Annotated in this window: 25 protein-coding genes and 1 other RNA gene; 9 read left to right on the plus strand and 17 right to left on the minus strand. The window is 34.6% G+C overall.

Features of this window, described 5'->3' with window-relative positions; translation table 11 throughout:
* Positions 1-3: 3 nt before the first annotated feature.
* The 7 genes from ychF to fabG are packed head-to-tail and all read right to left on the minus strand — an operon-like array spanning position 4 to position 5130.
* Positions 4-1110, minus strand: coding sequence for a redox-regulated ATPase YchF (gene ychF / locus ACYQZV_RS06505; RefSeq protein ID WP_459894155.1), 1107 nt, complete (start codon positions 1108-1110; stop codon positions 4-6).
* Complete coding sequence (locus ACYQZV_RS06510; protein WP_459894157.1) at positions 1111-1380, minus strand: hypothetical protein; 270 nt, start codon at positions 1378-1380, stop codon at positions 1111-1113. It lies immediately after the preceding gene.
* A 50-nt stretch (positions 1381-1430) separates the two neighbouring features.
* Entirely contained in the window at positions 1431-2198 is a 768-nt protein-coding gene (locus ACYQZV_RS06515; protein WP_459894159.1) for an N-glycosylase/DNA lyase, read from the minus strand.
* Entirely contained in the window at positions 2179-2877 is a 699-nt protein-coding gene (rnc, locus tag ACYQZV_RS06520) for a ribonuclease III (RefSeq protein ID WP_459894161.1), read from the minus strand. The genes ACYQZV_RS06515 and rnc overlap by 20 nt, the downstream gene beginning before the upstream one ends.
* An 11-nt stretch (positions 2878-2888) precedes the next feature.
* Positions 2889-4130: a beta-ketoacyl-ACP synthase II gene (fabF, locus tag ACYQZV_RS06525; protein WP_459894163.1), complete on the minus strand. Its 1242-nt coding sequence runs from the start codon at positions 4128-4130 to the stop codon at positions 2889-2891.
* On the minus strand, positions 4127-4360 hold the full coding sequence (gene acpP / locus ACYQZV_RS06530) for an acyl carrier protein (RefSeq protein ID WP_012513553.1): 234 nt from the start codon (positions 4358-4360) through the stop codon (positions 4127-4129). The genes fabF and acpP overlap by 4 nt, the downstream gene beginning before the upstream one ends.
* A 32-nt stretch (positions 4361-4392) precedes the next feature.
* Positions 4393-5130, minus strand: coding sequence for a 3-oxoacyl-[acyl-carrier-protein] reductase (gene fabG / locus ACYQZV_RS06535; protein WP_459894165.1), 738 nt, complete (start codon positions 5128-5130; stop codon positions 4393-4395).
* A 71-nt stretch (positions 5131-5201) separates the two neighbouring features.
* Here fabG and thyX point away from each other — a divergent pair, with 71 nt between their 5' ends.
* From thyX to ACYQZV_RS06550, 3 genes are all read left to right on the plus strand, one after another.
* Positions 5202-6071 (plus strand): FAD-dependent thymidylate synthase, encoded by an 870-nt coding sequence (gene thyX, locus ACYQZV_RS06540; RefSeq protein ID WP_459894166.1) that lies wholly within the window; start codon positions 5202-5204, stop codon positions 6069-6071.
* A 54-nt stretch (positions 6072-6125) separates the two neighbouring features.
* Entirely contained in the window at positions 6126-6755 is a 630-nt protein-coding gene (locus tag ACYQZV_RS06545; protein ID WP_459894168.1) for a type II secretion system protein, read from the plus strand.
* A gap of 72 nt (positions 6756-6827) precedes the next feature.
* The gene (locus ACYQZV_RS06550) at positions 6828-7415 is read left to right on the plus strand and encodes a type II secretion system protein (RefSeq protein ID WP_459894170.1); all 588 of its coding nucleotides are present in this window, start codon (positions 6828-6830) and stop codon (positions 7413-7415) included.
* Here the strand turns inward: ACYQZV_RS06550 and queA are convergent.
* The 3 genes from queA to ACYQZV_RS06565 are packed head-to-tail and all read right to left on the minus strand — an operon-like array spanning position 7412 to position 9931.
* A complete protein-coding gene (queA, locus tag ACYQZV_RS06555; protein WP_459894172.1) occupies positions 7412-8443 on the minus strand; it encodes a tRNA preQ1(34) S-adenosylmethionine ribosyltransferase-isomerase QueA in 1032 nt (343 codons plus the stop codon). The two genes, ACYQZV_RS06550 and queA, sit on opposite strands and share 4 nt — an antisense overlap.
* On the minus strand, positions 8424-9473 hold the full coding sequence (gene ribD / locus ACYQZV_RS06560; RefSeq protein ID WP_459894174.1) for a bifunctional diaminohydroxyphosphoribosylaminopyrimidine deaminase/5-amino-6-(5-phosphoribosylamino)uracil reductase RibD: 1050 nt from the start codon (positions 9471-9473) through the stop codon (positions 8424-8426). The genes queA and ribD overlap by 20 nt, the downstream gene beginning before the upstream one ends.
* 17 nt (positions 9474-9490) lie before the next feature.
* Positions 9491-9931 carry a hypothetical protein gene (locus ACYQZV_RS06565; protein ID WP_459894175.1) on the minus strand — a complete coding sequence of 147 codons (441 nt, stop codon included), beginning with the start codon at positions 9929-9931 and terminating at the stop codon, positions 9491-9493.
* A gap of 47 nt (positions 9932-9978) precedes the next feature.
* Here ACYQZV_RS06565 and ffs point away from each other — a divergent pair.
* The 6 genes from ffs to dcd all read left to right on the plus strand — a co-directional run bounded on the left by ffs (position 9979) and on the right by dcd (position 14544).
* Positions 9979-10064, plus strand: an RNA gene (ffs, locus tag ACYQZV_RS06570) — signal recognition particle sRNA small type.
* Positions 10065-10066: 2 nt separating this feature from the next.
* Entirely contained in the window at positions 10067-10660 is a 594-nt protein-coding gene (locus ACYQZV_RS06575) for a 7-cyano-7-deazaguanine synthase (protein ID WP_459894177.1), read from the plus strand.
* A gap of 61 nt (positions 10661-10721) precedes the next feature.
* Positions 10722-10934: a phosphoribosylformylglycinamidine synthase subunit PurS gene (gene purS, locus ACYQZV_RS06580; RefSeq protein ID WP_459894178.1), complete on the plus strand. Its 213-nt coding sequence runs from the start codon at positions 10722-10724 to the stop codon at positions 10932-10934.
* Entirely contained in the window at positions 10931-11587 is a 657-nt protein-coding gene (gene purQ / locus ACYQZV_RS06585) for a phosphoribosylformylglycinamidine synthase subunit PurQ (RefSeq protein ID WP_459894179.1), read from the plus strand. The genes purS and purQ overlap by 4 nt, the downstream gene beginning before the upstream one ends.
* 15 nt (positions 11588-11602) lie before the next feature.
* Complete coding sequence (gene lon, locus ACYQZV_RS06590) at positions 11603-14014, plus strand: endopeptidase La (protein WP_459894181.1); 2412 nt, start codon at positions 11603-11605, stop codon at positions 14012-14014.
* On the plus strand, positions 14011-14544 hold the full coding sequence (gene dcd, locus ACYQZV_RS06595; RefSeq protein WP_459894182.1) for a dCTP deaminase: 534 nt from the start codon (positions 14011-14013) through the stop codon (positions 14542-14544). Before lon ends, dcd begins: the two co-directional genes overlap by 4 nt.
* On the opposite strand, the gene ACYQZV_RS06600 is transcribed toward dcd, so the two are convergent.
* From ACYQZV_RS06600 to ACYQZV_RS06630, 7 genes are all read right to left on the minus strand, one after another.
* Positions 14522-15073 carry a transglycosylase SLT domain-containing protein gene (locus tag ACYQZV_RS06600; RefSeq protein WP_459894184.1) on the minus strand — a complete coding sequence of 184 codons (552 nt, stop codon included), beginning with the start codon at positions 15071-15073 and terminating at the stop codon, positions 14522-14524. The two genes, dcd and ACYQZV_RS06600, sit on opposite strands and share 23 nt — an antisense overlap.
* Positions 15074-15137: 64 nt before the next feature.
* Positions 15138-16340, minus strand: coding sequence for a histidine--tRNA ligase (gene hisS, locus ACYQZV_RS06605; protein ID WP_459894186.1), 1203 nt, complete (start codon positions 16338-16340; stop codon positions 15138-15140).
* A gap of 1 nt (position 16341) precedes the next feature.
* Entirely contained in the window at positions 16342-17688 is a 1347-nt protein-coding gene (locus ACYQZV_RS06610; protein ID WP_459894187.1) for an NAD(P)/FAD-dependent oxidoreductase, read from the minus strand.
* Positions 17685-19121, minus strand: coding sequence for a leucyl aminopeptidase (locus ACYQZV_RS06615; protein ID WP_459894188.1), 1437 nt, complete (start codon positions 19119-19121; stop codon positions 17685-17687). Before ACYQZV_RS06615 ends, ACYQZV_RS06610 begins: the two co-directional genes overlap by 4 nt.
* 113 nt (positions 19122-19234) lie before the next feature.
* On the minus strand, positions 19235-20446 hold the full coding sequence (locus ACYQZV_RS06620) for an aminotransferase class I/II-fold pyridoxal phosphate-dependent enzyme (protein ID WP_459894189.1): 1212 nt from the start codon (positions 20444-20446) through the stop codon (positions 19235-19237).
* Entirely contained in the window at positions 20439-20795 is a 357-nt protein-coding gene (locus ACYQZV_RS06625) for a TraR/DksA family transcriptional regulator (RefSeq protein ID WP_459894190.1), read from the minus strand. Before ACYQZV_RS06625 ends, ACYQZV_RS06620 begins: the two co-directional genes overlap by 8 nt.
* Positions 20796-20850: 55 nt before the next feature.
* Positions 20851-22302: a methyl-accepting chemotaxis protein gene (locus ACYQZV_RS06630; RefSeq protein ID WP_459894191.1), complete on the minus strand. Its 1452-nt coding sequence runs from the start codon at positions 22300-22302 to the stop codon at positions 20851-20853.
* Positions 22303-22304 lie beyond the last annotated feature (2 nt).

The following is a 22304-nucleotide window of genomic DNA, read 5'->3' on the forward strand; positions in this document are numbered from 1 at the left end:
CTTCTATACGTTAAATCTAAAATATATTATATCACCGTCTTTTACTATATAGTCTTTTCCCTCCAACCTTATAAGACCTTGTTCCTTAGCTTTTGCCATAGATTTCACCTTGATATAATCTTCGTAATTTATAACTTCTGCCGCTATGAAGCCCCTTTCTATATCAGAGTGTATTTTGCCAGCAGCTTTTTGAGCTTTGGTATTTTGGGTTATAGTCCAAGCCCTTGATTCTTTTGGACCAGCGGTAAAAAATGTGATAAGTCCCAAAAGTTTATATCCACTTTTTATCACAGAAGAAAGACCTGTTTCTTGAAGCCCATATAGATTTAACATCTCTTGGACTTCTTCTTTTGACATATCTATCATTTCTGATTCTAACTTTGCACAGACTGGTATTACAGGAGCTCTTTCTTTCTCAGCATAAGCTAAAAGCTCGTTGTAGTGTTTGTTTGAGCTTGGTTTTTGAATTTCTTCTTCTGATAAATTTGCTACAAACATTGTAGGCTTTATACTAAGAAGAAATAACTTATTTTTTGCATATTCTTTCTCTTCTTCTGATAGCTCTGCTCTTCTTAATGGTATCATTGAATTTAATACATCTTCAAACTTTTTTAGGTACTCTAACTCTTGCTTTGCCTCAGTGTTTCCACCTTTTGCAACTTTTTCTATTTTTTGTATAGCTTTTTGCACAGATTCTAAATCTTTAGCTATAAGCTCTAAATCTATTATATCTATATCTCTTACTGGGTTTACTGAACCCTCTACATGTGTAATATTTTCATCTTCAAAGCATCTTATTACTTGCACTACGGCGTCTACATTCCTTATGTGAGATAAAAATTGATTGCCAAGCCCTTCTCCCTTGCTAGCTCCCCTTACCAAACCAGCTATATCCACAAACTCTATAAAAGTAGGTACTATCTTAGCGGAATTTTCTAACTTAGCTATTTCGTACAATCTTTCATCTGGAACCTCTACCGTACCTATGTTTGGCTCTATTGTACAGAATGGATAGTTGGCAGCTTGGGCTTTTGCCGCTTTTATAAGTGCATTAAATAATGTAGACTTACCTACATTTGGTAAACCAACTATACCACAGCTAAGGGGCATTTACTCTTTCTTTTCCTCTAATTTTTCTCCTTTCTCCCCTTCTTCTAAAGCTTTTTTAGCTCCTTCTATAGCACCGTTGGCAGCTGCCGAAGCCACCTTTATAACACTTTGTGCTATATTCATAAGTTTTGTGGTTATCTCTTTGCCTTTCTCAATAGGTATTTCCACTAAACTTTTGCTTTCTTTGTCAAGACCTAATTCTTTTTTTATCTTTGCTATCTCCTCTTCCAAGTTTTCAATAGCCTTTTTGACATCTACTTTTTCTTCCATGTTTCACCTCCATATATATTATAACCCTTTACCGTGAAATGTGTATGTGTTTAAACATTAAGAATATTGTTTAATTTGTGAGCTATATCTTCTTGGTTAAGTTCTTTAAAATATTTATGAATTTCTTCTTTTGACAATTTCCCTATTTGCCATATTAAAGAGTCTAAGTGTATCATGTTTATATGTTTTAGGCTTTTTAGTATATCTTCAAAGAAATTTTTTATTTCCTCATCCTCTAACTCTAAACCAAGTCTTTTTACGAAGTATTTTACTCTTGAGTCCACAGGTATTGGTATTCTAGAAAAATCAAAATCAGTACATCCTTCCATTATAAGACCCACACCCAAGCATTTCATTGCAAAAGCTATTGTCTTTTGCTCTTTTTTGGCTCCAATCACACAAGCTAACTCTTCCCATATGCTTTTAAAACGTTCTTTAAAATATGTTGTATTGTCTTGTTTCCAAAGTGCTTTCGCAAAATCTGAATCAAAAAATTTATTTACTCTTTTAAGTTTTCCTCTGTAAGACCTTTCTTTTTCATAAAAACTCAAAAAAGTTTTCCTAAGAGATTCAAAATCCTTCTTGTGTTCGTTTGCTTTTAAAACATCCTTTAGTAGCGGAAAATATTTTTCTTGAGCCTTTCCTTTAAGCTGGTAAGCGTTTAAACCACTTACTGTCATTATTATCTCAAAAGCTCCAAAATGATAGAATCTTCTTAATTCTTTAAGGTGTTCGTACTCAGGTTCTTTGGTTATTATCTTATTCCAAGTTTCTATTGGTATTTGTTTTAAAATATTTTTAAGCTGTGTTTTTATCATTGTTTTGAATTATTTTGAGCATGTTTTTTGCTGCTTCTTGCTCTGCATACTTTTTGCTGTTGCCTTTACCTATGGTTTTAAAATCTTTAAATTTACACTCTACTGTAAAAGTTTTTCTGTGTTCTGGACCCTCTACGCTAATTACATTGTATATAGGTCTTTCTTTCCATTTTTTTTGAGTGATTTCTTGAAGAGCTGTTTTATAATCCTGTTTTAAGCTGTTTGAGTTAACAAGCTCAAGTATTTTGCTTTTAAAATGTTTTTCAAATAATTCTTTTACCAATTTACAATCATACCCACTGTCTATGTATATAGCTGCCCAAAAAGCTTCAAATACATCGCAGAGGATAGAAGGGTTTTTGTTGGAGCCTTTTATCTCTTCTCCTTTGCTTATAAGTATATATTTATCAAAGTTGAAGGATTTGGCTAAACTAGATAAAAACTCTTCGCTTATCAAAAAAGATTTTAGCTGAGAAAGTTCACCTTCTTTTTTATTTGGAAAAGCTTCCACAAGTATATTTACAGTAATAAAATTTACAAGAGCATCTCCCAAGAACTCCAAAACCTCATAGTTTTCTGAGCTTTTAGAAAAGGATATATGGGTAAAAGCTTTTTTAACTATGCTTGGATTTTTAAACTTATAACCAATTTTTTCTTCTAAAAGCTCAAAACTCTCCATTTAATAAGAATTTATTCAATCTTGCCAAGAATTATACAAGAATTTGTGCCTCCGAAACCAAAAGAATTTGACAAGACATATTTTACATTTTGCTTGATAGCTTTGTTAGGAACATAGTCTAAATCACATTCTGGGTCAGGATTTTCAAGGTTTATAGTAGGCGGTATTATGCCAGTTTCTATGGTTTTAACAGACGCCACAGCCTCTACCGCAGAAGCTGCTCCAAGAAGATGCCCTATCATGGATTTGTTGGAGCTTATCTTTAACTTGTAAGCATGATCTTTGAAAACCTTTTTTATGGCTATAGTTTCTATTTTATCGTTTAAAGGTGTAGATGTGCCATGAGCGTTTATATAATCTATATCTTCTGGATTCAAAGAAGCATCTCTTAAAGCTAGCCTCATGCACATAGCAGCTCCTTCGCCATCTGTACAAGGTGCGGTTACGTGAAAAGCATCATCTGTAGCGGCGTATCCTTTTATCTCAGCGTATATTTTTGCTCCTCTTTTTATAGCATGCTCATACTCTTCTAATACCAGTATTCCAGCTCCTTCTCCCATTACAAAACCATCTCTTTGGCTATCAAAAGGTCTTGATGCTTTTTGTGGCTCATCATTCCTAGTAGATAGTGCTTTCATAGACGCAAAACCAGCTACGCCTAAGGGAGTAATAGCGCTTTCAGTACCACCGGCTATCATAATATCAGCGTCACCTCTTTGTATGATTCTAAAAGCATCACCTATAGAGTGATTTCCCGTAGCACAAGCGGATACAACACAGTAATTTGGTCCTCTAAATCCATATTTTATAGCTATAACACCAGAAGCCATATTGGCAATACCATAAGGTATGAAGAATGGGGAAACCCTTCTTGCACCTTTTTCATTTATAGTTTCGTTTTGCTCTTCTATATCTTTCAACCCGCCTATACCAGTTCCCACTATTACACCAACTCTATCTTTATCTATATTAGAATTTTCTAGGTTTGCATCTTTTATAGCTTCCATAGCAGCTGCATAGGCAAACTTTATAAAGTCGGATAGCTTTTGAGCGTCTTTTTTATCAAAATAATCTTCTGGGTTGAAGTTTTTCACTTCAGCTGCTATTTTGACTGTTAGACCATATCTATCTGGGTCAAAGGAAGATATAGTATCTATACCGCTTTTACCAGACACTAGATTTTCCCAAAAATCCGATACATTTTTACCTATCGGTGATACAACGCCTATGCCTGTTATAACTACTCTTCTCATTTTAACTTTTCATTTAGATAGTTTATGACATCGCCTACTGTTTTTATCTTTTCAGCATCCTCATCTGGTATCTCTATATTAAACTCTTCTTCAAAACTCATGATAAGCTCCACAACGTCGAGGGAATCAGCGCCCAAATCTTCCACAAACTTTGCATCTGGAGTAAGCTTATCAACTTCTACTCCAAGCTGATCCGCTATTATCTCTTTGATTCTTTGTTCTCTGTCCATAAATGCCTCCTTTAGATAAAGATATTTAAATTTTACAACATACCACCGTTTACGTTTATTACTTCACCTGTTATATAAGATGCTTCTTCGGAAGCCAAGAATAACACAGCATTCGCAACATCTTCTGGTAAACCAAACCTTCCTAAAGGAATCTGCTTTTTATAAGCTTCTTTTATATCATCTGGTAAACTTTGAGTCATAGGAGTATCAATAAAACCAGGGGCTACCGCATTTACTGTAATACCTCTAGAGCCTACCTCTTTTGCCAAGGATTTTGTAAATCCTATAATAGCTGCTTTTGTAGCAGAATAATTCGTTTGTCCTGCATTACCCATTATACCAACTACTGATGATATATTTATAATGCGACCCCAACGCTTTTTAATCATTTGCTTAACAATGGGCTGAGTTATATAAAATATCGAAGTGAAATTTACCTTTATAACATCTTCCCAATCTTCTTTTTTCATCCTTATAAAAAGATTATCCTTTGTAATACCTGCATTATTTACCAAAATATCTACTGTGGCTGTTTCTTCTATTGCCTTTATAGTATTTTCTATAGACGTTATATCTAACAAGTTTAATTCAAAAGCGTAAGTTTTAACGTTGTATCTGGTTTTTATCTCACTTGCCGTCTCTTCTGCATCGCTTTTGACAGGGGCTGTTATTATAACATCTGCTCCATTTTCTGCAAGCTTTTGAGCGATAGCTTTTCCAATACCTCTGTTAGAGCCTGTTATCAAAGCAGTTTTACCAGCCAATTTCATATTTTAATATTATATCAAAAATATAAAATTTTTTCATTAGTTGAAATATTAGTTAGCTTATAATAGATTTAATGAGGATTAAAGATATAGCATCGACTAGAGATTTTGCAAATATAGCTTGGTTGTGTGCTCTTGGTGCTAGGGTTTGTTATACGAAAAAAAGTTTAGATGAGCTTCTACAAGAGTCTAAGATAACTCAAAGAAAAGAAACGAAGGATTTTCTTTTAAGGCTTTGTTCTTATAAGCATTTTTCCGTATTTTCTCATGCTTTTACATATAAAAAAATAGACAAAGAAAAGGCTATCTACTTAGCGGCGAAGTATTTTAAAACTTATTGGAACGAAGAGACACCAGATGTTATAGGCTTTAGTCTAAGGCATTATTTAGAAGATTTAAGCGAAGAAGAAAGAGAAAAAGCTATAGAAGAGATTATAGACCTAAATCAAAACGCTTTGAATCCAGCTTTCGTTGATAAAAACGACAACGTGACGCTAGTTTATATATCTAGGGAATACTATGGATACGCGGTATTTTATCTTGAAAACATATCAAGGGTTATGACACATCAGCTTGTAAGACATACTTTTTTAAATTTTTCCCAGCGCTCTCAAAGGTATGTATTGCAATTTCCAAAGAAAAAAGATTTACCTAGACCCGACATGATGATAACACCGCCAAGTATAAGCTCAAACAAAGAGGCTCTTGAGATTTTCTTAAAAGCTGTAAAAACTTCGGAAGATGCCTATATAGACCTTGTAAATATGGGAATACCAGCAGAAGATGCTAGATTTATCTTACCTCATGGTCAGAAGACAAACATAGTCTTATCTGCACCAATACCTCATTTACAGGATTTTATAAGTAAACGTATAGAAAAAGGAGCACAATGGGAGATAAGAGATGTTGCTATTAAAATGGATGAACTTCTAAAAAATCATTGAAAACATATAATAGTGTATTATAATTTATTATATATACCATTAGGAGGTTTTTGTATGGAAAACGTGAAAAGACCAGCAAGGTGGTCAAGAAGTTCTGGGGGATTTTCAATTATCGAGTTTTTGCTCGTATTGACGGCGTTCGTCATCTTCTTGGGGGCAGCTTTTATAGGCTATAGGACACTAAAGGCAAATGGTGATGAAACACAAATAGCAAATAGATTTAAATTGTTCGCCACAGGGCTTAGAAACTATTCAAAGGATTTTTATAATGCATACCCTTATGTTAAATGTGCAAGTCCAAACGATTGGACTACAGGAACAGCCCCATCAAACAATATAGCTTCCTGTGCAGCCTTAGAACAATATATTGGTAGCTTTGTGACAATAGGTCCAGATACTACAAATATATGGACATATACTGGATATACTGGAGCGGTTGGAGCAGGTACAGCCGCTACTGCTAACAACGGTGCAGCTTCTGGTGTGTCCATAACGCAAGGATATTACACTTTCACAACAGCTCCTATAGACAACAGCTATGTCCAGTCTATACTAAATCAAGCAAACGCATATGGTGTAACCTGTGCCGCTGTGCCTTCTACAAACTATTCTGGCTCTTCGGTAATTAGTTGCACTTCTCAACCAGTGCTTGTATCTGGTTCTAACACAGTAAACTACTTCTAATATCTAAATTTATTATTTACCGGGCTTTTCGCCCGGTGGCTATATTATATCAATCATATTATTAACTTGCATATGAAAGTTTTACCACACTATAAAGGCTTTTCGATTATAGAGTTTTTATTGGTGCTTACCGCTTTTGTGCTCTTTTTAGGTGCTGCGTTTATAGGATATAGGACGCTAAGAGCTAATGCCGAAGAAAATAAAATATCCCTCAGGATAAAACTTTTCGTGAAAGGTATAAATGAATACGCCAAAGATTTTGGTGTTTATCCTTTTATAAATTGTGCTAGTGCTTCAGATTGGAATACTGCTGCATCTTCTAACAATGTAGCTTCTTGCTCAGCTTTGATGTCTTATATAGGTCATTGGCTTGCAAATACAAACGAAGGGCAAACTTGGCAATACTATACTTGGGGTAATGGCGGTGCTCAGACTGGATGTTATGGTACAGGTACAAGTTGTACTGTGTCTCCAATGCAAGGAGTTTATACGCTTGCTTTTCCGGTTATAGACAACAATTATGTATGGGCTGTAGTTAATCAGCTAAACTCTTTTGGACTTACTTGTTATTCCTCTACTTGGTATCAAGCTTCCGGATCTACACTTATCACGTGCACTTCTGATACAATTTTTCTCTCTCCCACCTCTCCAAAGTTTTAAAGTATAAGCATGCCATCTCCGTAAGAATAAAACCTGTATTTGTTTCTTATAGCCTCTTTGTAGGCTTTTAGTATAAATTCTCTACCGTTAGGGTTTTTCATTTCGCAAAAAGCACTAACAAGTATAAGAAGGGATGATTTTGGAAGATGAAAGTTTGTGATAAGACCGTCTAAGACTCTAAACTCAAAACCTGGTTTTATATAAAGGTCTGTAAAACCAAAGTAAGGTTTATCCACAGCGGTTTCTAAAGCCCTTGTAACAGTGGTGCCCACCGCTATTACCTTTTTACCTTTTTGCTTGGTGGATTTTATCTTGTCTATGAGCTCTTGAGATACTTCTATATACTCTTCATCTACTTTATGCTCTTCTATATTGTTTACTGTAACTGGTTTAAAAGTCCCGTAGGATACGTGAAGGGTTACAAAATCTATGTTGACTTTTTTCTTTAGCTTTTCTAAAAGCTCTTCAGAAAAGTGCAAAGATGCTGTAGGAGCTGCCACTGAAAACTCTTTTTTTGCAAAAACCGTTTGATAAAATTCTCTATCTATAGGCTCTTCGCCTCTTTCTAAATAAGGTGGTATAGGTATTTTACCGTACTTGTTTATGGCATCTGTCTGAGTCTGGTTTTTAGCTTCTAAAAGCACTAAAAACTTGGATTTTTCTATTTGGGATTCTATTATCGCTTCAAAATCATCGGAGATAGACACTGTAAGTCCAGGTTTGATGTTTTTACCACCCACAAGAGCTTCCCATTTTTGGTTTTCTAAATGTCTTAAAAGAAGTATTTCTACACTTGAATGCTCTATTCCTTTTTTCTTTCCTAAAAGCCTCGCTGGTAATACTTTTGTATCGTTGAAAATAAGCAAATCTCCTTCCTCTAAAAACTCATCTATATGCCAAAAGGTTGAGTGAGTTATAGTGTTGTTTTTTCTATCCAAAACCATCAATTTGGCGCTATGTCTTGGGTTCACTGGATATTTGGCGATTAGTTCTTCTGGTAGTTCGTAATCAAAAAGAGATATATCCATTGTAAATCTCCAATAAATCTGTGGTGTCGTCTACTTTTTGAATATTTCCTTTATAGGTCTTTGAAAAATCCCCTTCAAAATCAAGGCTTATGCCTTTTCCTATAAACTTGTAGCCTCTAAAAATAACCATCTTGTCCCACGCGTTTTCTTCTAAGAATCTTGATATCGTGTAAGCCCCACCTTCTACGAATACGTGCATTATATCTATCTCGTATAGGGCTTTTAATATAGATTTTATATCAAAGTTTTCCAATCTTAAAAGCATAACACCAAGAGATTCAAGATAATTCTTTTTTTCATTATTAATGCTTATAGAGGTTATTAGTATAATTTTTTCATATCCTTTTTTGAATATGTTTGCATCGTAAGGGATATCTAAATTTGGGTCTATTACGATACTGTAGGGTTGATATGTGTTTCCCTCAAGCCTTACCGTGAGTTCTGGATTGTCTTTTAAAATGGTGTTTATGCCCACTAATATTGCACTTGAGTGTTTTCTGTATACATGAGATATCTCTCTTGCTTTTTGAGAGCTAATCCATTTACTTTCTCCGTTTCCTTTGGCAAGCTTTCCGTCCAAAGACATGGCGCATTTTAGCGTTATAAAAGGCCTTTTTTTGGTTATATAGACAAAAAAATCTTCGTTTAGTTTATCACATTCTTCTTTTAATACACCTACTTCTACTTCTACACCAGAAGATTTTAGCCACTCTATACCTTTCCCAGAGACTTTCGGGTTTGGGTCCACCGAGCCTATGACGACTCTTTTTATACCGCTTGATATTATAGCAGGGCAACATGGCGGTGTTTTACCGTGAAATGAACAAGGTTCTAACGTCACATACATGGTGGCATCTTTTACGCTTTCTTTGGCATTTTTAAGCGCCACAATTTCAGCATGATCAGTACCGGCTTTCTGATGAGCGCCTATTGATATGATTTTATCATCTTTTACTATCAAAGCTCCTACCGCTGGATTAGGATGTGTCTGACCTTTGTACTTATAGGCTTCTTCTAAAGCAAGCCTCATATAGCGTTGGTCTTTTGTCATTGCCTTAGCAAATCTGATATTATGTTGTCTTTTATTCTATCCATAGCATCTTCAAAGGCTTGTCTTTTTGGTAAGTCTCCTTCTCCTCCGTTAGGTAATGCGTAATATGAACTTTGAGAATATGTGTATTTTTTCTTACCTATGTCAAGCTCTATACTAAAGTTTAGTATATAGTTGTTGGCTCTTTGGTATATAGAATATCCTATAGGCATTGAACTAAAGCTGGTGATTTTTAAAATTACATTTTTTGGGCTTTTACCGCTGCAATCTATTGATTTATGAGCTTCTATAAAGGCATCTTCTACAGATTTTATCGTATAATCTTTTATATAAGGATCATCTATAAATGTGCCTTCTTTTTCTCTTATGCAAAAGCTTTGTCCATATGCTGTCAACATGCTAAAACATGCTAAGAAAGAAAAGATTAGCTTTTTCATCAACATAATATCTTACCATTAAAATTTTATTTATGCTATAATATATTTCAGCCTTGCAACGGGACAGGGTAAACCCCGCCAGGTCCGGAAGGAAGCAACGGTAAGCCTGCCGTCTCGGGTGCAAGGTTTTATGTTATGAAAGTAATTACACTTGTTAGTTCAGGTTTTGATAGTATATCGCTTTTAAATTATTATATAAATAAATCTTACTCTATATATCCTTTGTACGTAAAAAGCGGTTTTAAGTGGGAAAAAGATGAGATAAACCATTTAAAAGATATATTGTCTTATATAGAAAAGCGTTATAAAGACATAGCACCTCTTGAGATAAAGACCATACAAAACGATTTTTCTGAGGAGTTTAACAAAAGGGATTTTATAGAAGATGAGGATGTAGAAATACCTTTTAGAAATTTGGATTTGCTTATAAGTGCTTTGAAATATGCCTACTCTATGGATGTGAAAAATATCGCCATAGGCATCATGGGTCTTGTGGCTTTTAAAGACAACACAGAAAATTTTATAAAAGCGATAAACAATCTTTTTTCTATGTACGGTGATTATAAAGTAGAGACACCATTCCTTGGTATGAGCAAAAAGGATGTTTTTGATAAGTATTTCATAAAGGAGCTTTTTGATAAGGCTTTTTGCTGTATGAATCCTATCAATGGTAAAGAATGCGGTATTTGTTCAAAGTGTAAAGAAAAAGAACTTGTGAAAGGTGTATAGCGAAGTTATCAAGTTTTAGGCTTTTATTGTAAAAAATAAGAAAATGAATTATAATAAAAGCATGAAGAAAAAAGTACTCATAATGCCAAAAGAAGGTATATTAGACCCTCAAGGAAGAGCCTTAAAAGATGTATTAAGCGAAGCTGGTTTTGATGTAAAAGATGTTAGGATAGGAAAGGTAATAGAAATAGAGTCAGACTCTTTAGAAAATCTTGAAAAAATGATAAAAGATTATATAATAAATCCACTCACAGAAGATTATGAGGTATTATGAAAATAGGCATTTGCGTATTTCCAGGGTCTAACTGTGATTACGATACTTACTATATAGTGAAAGATATACTTCAAGAAGATGCCGAGTTGGTAGATTATACAAGTAGAGACCTTGATAGATTTGATGCGGTTATATTGCCTGGTGGATTTTCTTTTGGAGATTATCTAAGACCTGGTGCTTTGGCTTCCAAGACGCCTTTAGCAGAAGCCATAGTAAACTTTGCTTCAAAAGGAAGATATGTATTAGGAATATGCAATGGTTTTCAGGTTTTAACGGAATTAAAGCTTTTGCCTGGAGCTCTTCTTCCAAATGAAAACGATAAATTCATATGTAAAAGGGTAAATTTATCTGTAGAAAATGTTTCTACAGCTTTTACAAAAAAAATAGAAGACAAAGAAATCATTACTCTTCCTATAGCTCACCACGATGGCAGATTTTACGCACCGCAAGATATACTCGAAGAGATAGAGGATAACAACCAAGTAGTATTTAGATATCAAGGGGAAAATCCAAACGGCTCTCTAAATGCGATTGCAGGCGTGTGTAATAAGTTAGGTAATGTAGTAGGTATGATGCCACATCCTGAACGTATTTCCGAAGATATTTTGGGTGGTTTAGACGGTTTAAAAATTTGGCATTCTCTAATAGCTTAAATTTAAGGAGGCGTTATGGATCAAGAGCTTCAAAATATTGAGAAATTAAATTTTATGCCTTTAAGAGACATAGTGGTATTTCCTGGAATGGTTATTCCTCTTTTCGTAGGAAGACCTTTTTCTGTTAGGGCTATAGAAGATGCTTTTAAACATAACAAGTTTATGTTTTTTGGGCTTCAAAAAGATAGAGAACAAGAAGAGCCAAGTTCTTTAGATGATGTTTACAGGATTGGTACTATAGTAAAAATATTGAGAGCTGTGCCATTAGAAGATGGTAGGTTAAAAATATTGGCTCAGGGTATTGAAAAGGGTGAATTAAAAGGTCTCCAAAAGATAAACAACATATATGTTGCTGAAGTGATGCCGATAAAAGAAGAGACAATAAAAATAGATGATTTACCACCAAAAGAAAAAGCGTATGTAAATTCTATAAAAGACTTAATAGAAAAAGCTGTTAACCTTGGAAAACAAATAATACCAGATTTTATAAGCATTATAAGAGAAACCGAAGAGCTTGATAAATTTTTAGACCTTGTAGCCTCTATCCTTGATTTAAAAGCTCAGGATGCACAAAGGATATTGGAGATTACAGATCTAAAAAAGAAGTTGGTGAAAGTTCATGATTTGTTGCTATCCGAAGTTGGAATATTGGAACTCCAAAATCGCATAAAAAATAGCGCTAGAGAAAAGATGGAAAAAGAGCAAAAAGAGTATTATCTGAGACAGCAGATGAAAGCTATACAAGAAGAGCTTGGCGAAGGTGATGACAGACAAGCCGAAGCAAAAGAATATTTAGAAAAGTTAAAAAAGTTAAGGGCTCCAAAAACTGTAAAAGCTGATGTAGAAAAACAAATAAATAGATTAGCAAAAATGTATCCAGAATCTGCTGAGGGTACTGTTATAAGAACTTGGCTTGACTGGATATTTGAATTACCATGGGACAAGAAAACAAAAGATATTTTTGATATAGAAAAAGCCCAAAAACTTTTAGATAAAGACCACTATGATTTGGAGAAAATAAAAGAGCGCATTATAGAATATTTGTCGGTCAGGAAGCTAACCAAAGGAAAAGGTTCTAAGGCCACTATACTTTGTTTTATTGGACCACCTGGTGTAGGTAAGACATCTTTAGGGCAATCTATAGCAAAGGCTACAGGAAGAAAGTTTGTGAGAATAGCCTTGGGTGGTATAAGAGATGAGGCGGAGATAAGAGGACATAGAAGAACATACGTAGGAGCTATGCCAGGTCGCATAATCCAAGCCATTAAGCAAGCTGGTGTTAAAAACCCACTTATCATGCTTGACGAGATTGACAAGCTTTCTGTCTCTTTCCAAGGAGATCCAGCAGCAGCACTATTAGAAGTATTGGACCCAGAGCAAAACAAAAATTTTACGGACCTTTACATAGGGCATCCTTTTGACCTTTCAGAAGTGCTTTTTGTGGCTACTGGCAACAGAGTAGATACTATACCTCAACCTCTTTTAGATAGAATGGAGGTTTTGTACCTTTCTGGATATTCTGAGGAAGAAAAGCTTCATATAGCAAAAAATCATTTGCTTCCAACTATTATAAAAGACCACGGTTTTAAAGAATCAGAGGTAAAGATAGAAGACGAGGCTATATTAGAAGTTATAAGAAGCTATACAAGAGAAGCCGGCGTTAGAAACCTAAAACAAAAACTCTCTTCAATACTTAGGAAACTAGCTGTTAAAAAGTTAAAAGGACAAAAACCTCCTTTTATAGTAGATAAGGCTTCTATAAAAGAACTTCTAGGTGTGCCTCGCATCATAAGGGAAAAAGAAGAGCTTGAACAGGCTATAGGTTTAGTTACAGGTCTTGCTTGGACAGAAGTTGGCGGTGAGATAATGTATATAGAAGTTACCAAACTAAAAGGAAAAGGCGCTTTAATATTAACAGGTTCCTTAGGAGATGTGATGAAAGAATCTGCTCAGGCTGCTCTTTCTTATATAAAATCAAAAGCAGAGCAGTACAACATAGATAGTTCTTTATTTTCAAAATACGATATACACATACACGTTCCAGAGGGAGCTGTGCCAAAAGATGGACCATCTGCGGGAATAGCTATAGCTACAGGTATATTGTCGGTGTTTGCCGAGAAACCAGTAAGGCTAGATGTGGCTATGACTGGTGAGGTTACTTTAAGAGGAAGGGTATTACCTATAGGCGGGGTAAAAGAAAAAATACTTGCTGCAAAAAGAGCAGGCATATATGAAGTTATACTCCCATCTAAAAACAAGGTAGAAGTCATGGAAGATTTACCAGATTATGTAAAAGATAAAATGCAATTTCATTTTGTAGACCACTTGGATGAGGTTTTCAAGATTGTATTCAAAGATGATATTACAAAATCGAAGTCTAAGCAGAAAAAATCTAAATCAAAAATACCTACTAAGGAGAAAACTTGATACTAAGCGATAAAACTATCTTGAATTATATAAGGACTTCGCAAATAATAGTAGAGCCTTTTGAAGAGTCTTCTTTGCAGTGTTCTTCTTTAGATTTAAGGCTCGGCAACTCCATTGCTTTTTATGAAGATTTAAACATTATAGATATTAAAAGCCCTATACAAGCAAAGACAAAAGTTTTTGAAGAATATTTCATAATAAATCCTGGTGAATTCTTATTGGCATCTACTATAGAATATATAAAACTGCCTGAATTTATAACAGCTTTTGTAGAAGGAAGAAGTTCTTTGGGTCGTTTAGGGCTTTTTATAGAAAATGCTGGTTGGGTAGATGCTGGATTTGAAGGTCAGATTACTTTAGAGCTTTACAACGCCAACAAATATCCCATAAAATTATATTCTGGTATGAGAATATGTCAACTTGTTTTTGCCAAACTTGACGAAACACCTCATAAAGTTTACAAAGGTAAATATTTAGGGCAGAAGGGCGCCACACCCTCTAAAATTTTTATGGATTTTGATAAGAAGTAGCGTAAATATCATGATTTCGAAGCCAAATTAAAGCATGGTATACTTTGTAAGCATAAGAAGGTCTACCGTTGTAATGCCAGATAGCTTGCCAGCTAAGCCCATACCTATCTATGAGATTTTTCAATAATCTAGCAGATACATCTAAGTTGTAACAAGGATCTAACAGGCTATAGGGGTCTAAACCCCATCTTTTTATGTTTATTATATTTATTTGCGCTATTCCTACGTCAAAGTTATATCCATGGCTAAGCAAATAATTCAATACTATTTTAGCCTGATATTTATTCTCTGGATAATACTCCTTTATGCTTCTACCATCTTCGTTTACGTTTATAGCATACGGGTTAAAATCGCTCTCTACCTTTGCTATGGCATAAAGAAGCTTCACGTTTACTCCATAATGCATTGCCGCTTGTTTAAAACAGTAATTATACTGATGTGTTTGGATAACTGGCTCTGCATACATATCTTTAGCATAAAAGCTTATAACAAAAAAGATTATGAAAAGTACACTTTTAATCCTTTTCATAGCAAATATTATAATAAATTTTCTGAGGGTTTACCTGTTAAAATATCCTTATCGAATTTATATACTATATATCATCTAGGTTTTTTATTTCCTTTTGCTCTTTTGTAGACATATTTTTCAATATATAAATACCCTTTTTAAGCTCATCTGGTCCTATTATTATGCCAAAAGAAGCACCAATTTTATCGGCTATTTCTAATTTTTTCTTTAAATTTGAACCTTTTAATATGATTTCTACTTTTTTACCTTTTTCTCTTAGCTCGTTAGCAACTTTTATGGCTTCTAGCTTTGTATCTTCAATATATATAACCGCATATAAAGGTTCTTCTTTTTTAGGTTCTATAAAAAGCATGATACGCTCTATGCCAGCGGCAAAGCCAATGGCTGGGGTTTTTGGTCCACCCAAGCTTTCTACAAGGTTATCGTATCTCCCACCAGCCAAGAGCGTGAGGCCATCTTTTACAAATTCAAACACAGTTTTTGTATAATAATCAAGCCCTCTTACGAGCCTTTGGTTTTCTTTGTAAGGTATGTTGAATATATCTAAATAAGTTTTTAAGCTTTTATAATGATTGGCACAATCCTCACATAAATAATCTAACATTGTAGGAGCTTCTTTGGTGAGTTCTTTGCATGTATCTACTTTACAGTCAAGCACCCTCAAAGGATTTTTAAAACGTCTCTCTTCACAATCTTTACAAAGTCCCTCAATATCTTTAAGGTATCCGGTTAGAGCTTCTCTATACTTTGGTCTACAAATTTGACAGCCTATTGAATTTATCTCAAGGGTTATATCTATGTTTAGTCTTTTAAAAGCCTCAAAACAAAGATTAATCACTTCAAAGTCTAAAGCTGGGTCTTCTAAACCAAGCACTTCGCAACCTATTTGGTGAAATTGACGTTTTCTGCCAGATTGAGGCCTTTCGTATCTAAACATAGGCCCTTCGTAGAAAAATTTTAGAAATGGTTTTTTGTAAAGAAGACCATTTTCTATAACAGACCTTACTACCCCCGCTGTACCTTCTGGCCTAAGTGCCAATATTCTTTTACTCTTGTCCTCAAAAACAAACATCTCCTTTTGAACTATATCCGTAATCTCTCCTACGCTTCTATCAAAAAGCTCCTTGTATTCTACTACAGGAAGGATTATTTCTTCAAAATTGTAGCTTTTGAAAAGCTGCCTAAAAATATCTGTTATATATCTAAACTTTTTTGCCTCATCAAAAAATATGTCATCAAAACCTCTTATAGCTTTTATATTTTCCATACTATACCCAAAGTGGTATATCTTGGGATGGGTTAGAAAGCGCTCTTAGATTGCCAAGCTTTATGGATTCTATATCAAAACGTGTTAAAGGTCGTTTGGTTCTCATAAAATGATGTATCAAAATACCGGAGGACTCTAGCCCAAGACCTCCCATGTTTATATTTTTTGGTGTTAAGAATCTATTTTTAGGGTTTAGTTTCAATGGGCTTTTATGACCTACAAATTGATAACCATACACCATGTCATTTTTTATAAAAATCTTAAAGAAAACACCGTCTTTTTCAAATGTTAAAGCTTTATCCGCATCCTCAAAAAGCCCACCAGAACCAGCGGTAACTTTTTTGGTTTTAACAGCGTTGTAATCTACGCTCCCAGTGTTTATCACTTTTTTACCCACCATGTTAAAGCCAGCCACATAACCCTCTTGCACAGCAGCGGGAAACAAGGCTATCCATCTATGATGACCCCATATATCTACGCTAGAGCATATATCACCAGCAGCATATAAATCACTCATAGAGGTTTCTTGATGCTCGTTTGTAAGTATGCCACCCACTATCCTATCCTTTTCTTTATGCACATCCACATTTTTTACTATATTTATGCTTGGTCTTACACCCACAGACATAATGACCATCTTAGCTTTTATTTCAAAAGTGCTATCTTTTGATAAGCTTTTTACCAAAACTGAGTCTACTTTTCCGTCTTTACCTCTTATAGCTAAAAGCTGATGACCTGTATAAAATTTTATACCGTCTTTTTCTAGAGCTTGCTGATATATGTATGACATTTGATGATCAAGCATTCTTGGTAGTATCCTATCAAATATTTCTATAACGTGAACATTATAGCCCATATGTAAAAGCGTTTGAGCATCTTCTACGCCTATGGGCCCTGCCCCTACTATTACTATATCTCTTATTTCGTTATTCTTCATATAATCTTTTATTTTATAAACATCTGATAAACTTTTAGCACTATACACACCCTCTAAACCTACACCCTCTATAGGTGGTATAAAAGAGTAAGCACCGATTGCTACAAGACATTTATCGTACTTATACGTTTCTCCGTTTTTAGCTTTTACAATCTTGCTTATAGGGTCTATCTCTTCTATTGGTGTGTTTGGTACAAATTCAACGTTGTATTTCTTGTAAAACTGAAAGCCGCCCTTGAAAAAAAGAGCTTCCTCTGAGATATCCTCTCTTACAACATTTTCCATGCAGTTTGGAGCATAAGCTGGAAATGGCTCAGAGGAAAATATTTTTACAGGTACATCTTTATCAACGCTTCTTATGGCCTCAACGGCACTTACTGCCGCTGGGCCATTTCCTACTATGATTATCATTTTGCGTTTAGGATATAGTCTATTAGCGTCCTTACACCAAATCCCGTGCCACCTTTTGAGTAGTATTTGTATTCTTTCTCTGTAAATGCTGGTCCTGCAATGTCAAGATGAGCCCATTTTATACCGTCTGCTACAAATTCTTGTAAAAACATAGCGGCTGTTATAGCACCACCATATCTACCCCCTGTATTTTTGATGTCAGCCACAGGAGACTTTATCTTTTCTCTTAAATTTTCATCATCTAACGGTAGTTGCCACAATCTTTCGCCAGTTATCTTGGATATATTTATCAATGTATCGGCAAGAGCTTGATCGTTTGTAAAAAGCCCAGCGGTAAACTCACCAAGAGCTACCACACAAGCTCCTGTTAATGTAGCCATATCTATTATAATATCTGGTTTTTGCTCTGAAGCGTAAGACAATACATCTGCTAAAGTAACCCTACCTTCTGCATCTGTGTTGTCTATTTCAGCCGTTTTACCGTTTCTAAAAACTATTATATCGTCCGGTCTATAAGCTTTGCCATCTGGCATGTTCTCGGCAGCACCTATAAAACCATGCACTTCTATATCTGGCTCTAACTTTGCTATAGCCCTCATAATAGCTATAGTATTACAAGCCCCAGATTTATCGAGTTTCATGGTTCTCATATAATCTCCGGTCTTTATATTAAGACCACCACTATCAAAAGTAAGGCCTTTACCAACTATTGCTATTTTTTTAGATTTTTTCTTATTCTTCTTTGGCTTATATATGATATGTATAAACCTAGGTGGAGTTTCTGAACCTTTGCCTACCATCCAAAGACCGTTCATACCTTGTTCTTGAATCCATTTTTCATCGTATACATGCACCTCTAAACCTACTTTTTCACACTCTTCTTTTGCTATATTTGCAAGGGTTATAGGATTTATAACACAACCTGGTTCGTTTACTAAATTTCTTGAAAATATTTGAGCATCAGCTACAATACTACCAAGTTTTATATCTTTTTGATTACCATTTAATATGTCTATGGCCTCTACATCAAATCTATCTTCTTTGTCTTTGGTTCTATACTTGTCAAAATCGTAAACCCCAAGTATAAGACCTTCTGTTATAGTTTTAGAGTATTTTACATCTGCTATTACTACAGCCTTACCTATCTTATCTTTTTTGAGTCTTGCGCTTATCTTAGCAGCTACTTCTCTATAAGTGTCTTCTGTAATTTTATCAGGTTCTCCCAGGGAGAAAATGTACATCAAAGGCTCTATTAATTTTATAGATTCTCCTTTTTTACCTTTGAATCTTTCTATTTCCATCATCTTCTCTACTTTTGGTTTTAGACTCTTAAAATCTTTTAAAGCATCTTCTAAAAGCTTTAAAGACGTGCCTTCTACCAAGAATATCTTTACATCATCTTGTTTTAAGTTTTTAACAGAATTTACTAGCATAAACCTACCTTTAACACCAAAACCAATTTAACTGGTTCGGGCTGAGGTATTTTTATCCCGCCGTTATGATGTGTCCATTCCTCAGCAGGCGGTATTTGGACTATATACATATATTATGCACTAAGTTTAAGTTGATTGGCTAAAACTTTTTTCATATTTTTAAGAGCCTGCCTTATACGTTTTTCGTTTTCCACCAGCGCAAACCTTACATACCCTTCTCCCATTTCTCCAAATCCAACGCCTGGAGACACTGCCACCTTTGCTTCTTTTAACAAAAACATAGAAAAATCTAAGGAGTTCATATTAATAGAAGATGGTATTCTAGCCCATACAAACATACCTGCTCTTGGTGGTTTTACATGCCATCCCATGTCGTTTAAGCCATTCACCAATACATCTCTTCTTTTTTTGTATATATCCCTGTTTTTCTCAACAAAAGAATAATCTCCATCTAATGCCTTTATAGAAGCGACTTGTATAGGTGTAAAAAGTCCATAGTCTAAGTAGCTTTTAAGATGTACAAGATTTTTAACAAGTATTTCGTTACCTACCATAAAAGCCACACGCCAACCTGCCATAGAAAAACCTTTTGACATAGAGTAAAGCTCTACAGCAATGTCTTTGGCTCCTTCCACTTGAAGTATGGAAGGCGGTGTGTACCCATCGTATCCAAGATCAGCATATGCAAAATCGTGTATAAGCCAAATGTCTTTTGATTTTGCAAAAGCTACTACTTCTTTAAAAAACTCAATACTTACGGTAGCTGTTGTGGGGTTGTGGGGAAAACTCAAAACTATTGCCAAAGGTTTTTTTAGACTATTTTTAACAAGATTGTAAAGGTTTTCAAGATATTTGTTTTCAAAATCTTCTGCATCTGGCTCTTCTATATTTATACTTATAACATTTCCACCGCTTATAATGGGTGCATAATAATGAATTGGGTACGTAGGGTTGCTAACCACTATGCTATCACCGGGCGACAACATAGCAAGCATAAGATGAGAATATCCTTCTTTTGCTCCCATAGTCATTACTACTTCTCTATCTTTATCCAAATCCACGTCGTATCTTTTTTTATAGAAATTTGCTATAGCCCTCCTTAAACCTGGTATTCCCTTTGACGCTGAATAACCGTGTACATTAGGCTTTTTGGCGGTTTCACACAGTTTATCTATAACTTCTTGGCTTGGTGCCAAATCCGGGTTTCCCATGCCAAGGTCTATAACGTCTTCGTTATTTTTCCGCATATTTGTTTTAAGCTCGTTTACAACAGCAAATACATATGGCGGTAAATTCTTGATACGCGGAAACATCCAATTATCCATCTTCATTCTCCTCTTCTAACTCTTTACACTTTATACACATGCTTGTAACAGGCCTAGCTTTAAGCCTTTCATAGGGTATTTCTGCTCCACATATTTCACAGTATCCGTAAGTACCATTCTCTATCTTAGCCAGCGTATATTCAATCTTTTTGAGCAATTTTGTTTCTCTGTCTGTGGTTCTATATCTTAAAAGCCTAGAGCCTTCAAGTCCACCCCTATCCAACTCATCCCCACCGGAAAAAGTTACATCTTCTACATCGTCTATCTGCTTTTCTAACCTTTCTATAATAGCTTTTCTTTGCTCCATTAGCATATTCTTAAGCTCGTTTATCTGCTCATCTGTTAGCATAAACAACACCTACTAATAATATAATTCATTTTTATCTAAAAAGCCACTATAATACTTATACTTGCCCACCGATAAGCATTTCCTTTTCTTCATTTTCTGCCAATCTATCAGTATAGTCAAACATTTGTTTACTCAAATCTTCCAGTTTAACAAGCGTATCCACAATTGCGTCTTTGTAATTAAACAAATCTTCACCAGCACTTATTTTGTCTACTATATTAAATACTAAATTATGAAATTCTCTGTGAAGCTCACCAATAGTATTAAACTCAGAATACTTTCTAAATCTATTAGCATCTTCTGAGTTATACCATATACCACATTCACAACTATTTTCATCTTTGGGTTCAAAGTTAAGCTTATTGATGTAAACGGATGTAAAGGTTTGATGCTTAAATATAATATGACTAATTTTCTTAGAAAGCATGCCAGCAACATCAGATAAGTACATAACAAGGTTAGCGTTATACTCTGCAGATTTGTCAAATTCTTCTATTACGTATTTTAGTTTATCTATTGATTTTGTGGAAAGAGAAGCACTTTTTATCATTTCATCTATACGGGTACTGGCTTCTTTGTTGTAAACCTGAAGCTCTGTTATAACTTTTGCAATATCATCTGTAGCTTTTTGGGTTTTTGTAGAAAGCTTCCTTACTTCATCAGCCACCACTGCAAAACCTCTCCCTTGCTCACCGGCACGCGCAGCTTCTATAGCTGCATTCAAAGATAGCATATTAGTTTGATCTGCAATCTCTCTGATAGTAGCTAGTATCTTAGTTATATTCTCTGTTTTTGCAATAAGCATCTGTATAGATTCATTTGAATTTCTTATGTCTTCCAAAATATTTTGTAAATCTTTTACTACGTCTTCTACATCTTTTGTGGCATCTTTTGAAAGTTGAGAAGTTTGAGTACTTTGCTCTTTTATAACGTTTAATTTGTTAAAAATATTCTTTATATCTTTTTCTATTAGCTTTAGATTTGAAGATATCCCTCCACCTATTTTAGAAAGTTCCTGAGAAAACTTTGCTCTCTCCATAAATCTTTCGTTTTCGTCTATCAAATTTAATAGCTCTCTAAATCCTTTAGCTACTTCAGAAAAACTGCCTTTGAATATAGACTCGTTTATTTTTATATCGGTATTTTTGCTAGACGCAGCTTTTATTATGTTTGTTAGATCCACAATAAAACTTTCTATTTGATTTAGCAAATTGTTAACACTTTCTCTTAATAGCTCTAACTCTCCAGCATCATGAGTAGTTATTCTATTTGTTAGCTCACCGTTAGAAGCATCTTCTAATACACTAGCAGTGTCTTTTATAAACGATTGTATTTTCCTTATATTTATAAAGATAAACCACGCTGCTAAAAAGTTAAAAATGTTTAAAACCCTTGCCACATCAAACAAACCATACTGGTAAATCTCTACTATTAGAGAAATTGCAAATATTGCTATGGAAAGTATATTAGCGTATTGAATCTTCTCAAGCGATGATAATTTTCTCATAA

The sequence above is a fragment of the Hydrogenobaculum acidophilum genome, assembly GCF_054656715.1.

Excerpts from the sequence above, each read along its gene's own strand:
- ychF (WP_459894155.1), bottom strand. The coding sequence starts at position 1,110 with ATGCCCCTTAGCTGTGGTATAGTTGGTTTACCAAATGTAGGTAAGTCT.
- ACYQZV_RS06510 (WP_459894157.1), bottom strand. The coding sequence starts at position 1,380 with ATGGAAGAAAAAGTAGATGTCAAAAAGGCTATTGAAAACTTGGAAGAG.
- ACYQZV_RS06515 (WP_459894159.1), bottom strand. The coding sequence starts at position 2,198 with ATGATAAAAACACAGCTTAAAAATATTTTAAAACAAATACCAATAGAA.
- rnc (WP_459894161.1), bottom strand. The coding sequence starts at position 2,877 with ATGGAGAGTTTTGAGCTTTTAGAAGAAAAAATTGGTTATAAGTTTAAA.
- fabF (WP_459894163.1), bottom strand. The coding sequence starts at position 4,130 with ATGAGAAGAGTAGTTATAACAGGCATAGGCGTTGTATCACCGATAGGT.
- acpP (WP_012513553.1), bottom strand. The coding sequence starts at position 4,360 with ATGGACAGAGAACAAAGAATCAAAGAGATAATAGCGGATCAGCTTGGA.
- fabG (WP_459894165.1), bottom strand. The coding sequence starts at position 5,130 with ATGAAATTGGCTGGTAAAACTGCTTTGATAACAGGCTCTAACAGAGGT.
- thyX (WP_459894166.1), top strand. The coding sequence starts at position 5,202 with ATGAGGATTAAAGATATAGCATCGACTAGAGATTTTGCAAATATAGCT.
- ACYQZV_RS06545 (WP_459894168.1), top strand. The coding sequence starts at position 6,126 with ATGGAAAACGTGAAAAGACCAGCAAGGTGGTCAAGAAGTTCTGGGGGA.
- ACYQZV_RS06550 (WP_459894170.1), top strand. The coding sequence starts at position 6,828 with ATGAAAGTTTTACCACACTATAAAGGCTTTTCGATTATAGAGTTTTTA.
- queA (WP_459894172.1), bottom strand. The coding sequence starts at position 8,443 with ATGGATATATCTCTTTTTGATTACGAACTACCAGAAGAACTAATCGCC.
- ribD (WP_459894174.1), bottom strand. The coding sequence starts at position 9,473 with ATGAGGCTTGCTTTAGAAGAAGCCTATAAGTACAAAGGTCAGACACAT.
- ACYQZV_RS06565 (WP_459894175.1), bottom strand. The coding sequence starts at position 9,931 with ATGAAAAAGCTAATCTTTTCTTTCTTAGCATGTTTTAGCATGTTGACA.
- ACYQZV_RS06575 (WP_459894177.1), top strand. The coding sequence starts at position 10,067 with ATGAAAGTAATTACACTTGTTAGTTCAGGTTTTGATAGTATATCGCTT.
- purS (WP_459894178.1), top strand. The coding sequence starts at position 10,722 with ATGAAGAAAAAAGTACTCATAATGCCAAAAGAAGGTATATTAGACCCT.
- purQ (WP_459894179.1), top strand. The coding sequence starts at position 10,931 with ATGAAAATAGGCATTTGCGTATTTCCAGGGTCTAACTGTGATTACGAT.
- lon (WP_459894181.1), top strand. The coding sequence starts at position 11,603 with ATGGATCAAGAGCTTCAAAATATTGAGAAATTAAATTTTATGCCTTTA.
- ACYQZV_RS06600 (WP_459894184.1), bottom strand. The coding sequence starts at position 15,073 with ATGAAAAGGATTAAAAGTGTACTTTTCATAATCTTTTTTGTTATAAGC.
- hisS (WP_459894186.1), bottom strand. The coding sequence starts at position 16,340 with ATGGAAAATATAAAAGCTATAAGAGGTTTTGATGACATATTTTTTGAT.
- ACYQZV_RS06610 (WP_459894187.1), bottom strand. The coding sequence starts at position 17,688 with ATGATAATCATAGTAGGAAATGGCCCAGCGGCAGTAAGTGCCGTTGAG.
- ACYQZV_RS06615 (WP_459894188.1), bottom strand. The coding sequence starts at position 19,121 with ATGCTAGTAAATTCTGTTAAAAACTTAAAACAAGATGATGTAAAGATA.
- ACYQZV_RS06620 (WP_459894189.1), bottom strand. The coding sequence starts at position 20,446 with ATGGATAATTGGATGTTTCCGCGTATCAAGAATTTACCGCCATATGTA.
- ACYQZV_RS06625 (WP_459894190.1), bottom strand. The coding sequence starts at position 20,795 with ATGCTAACAGATGAGCAGATAAACGAGCTTAAGAATATGCTAATGGAG.
- ACYQZV_RS06630 (WP_459894191.1), bottom strand. The coding sequence starts at position 22,302 with ATGAGAAAATTATCATCGCTTGAGAAGATTCAATACGCTAATATACTT.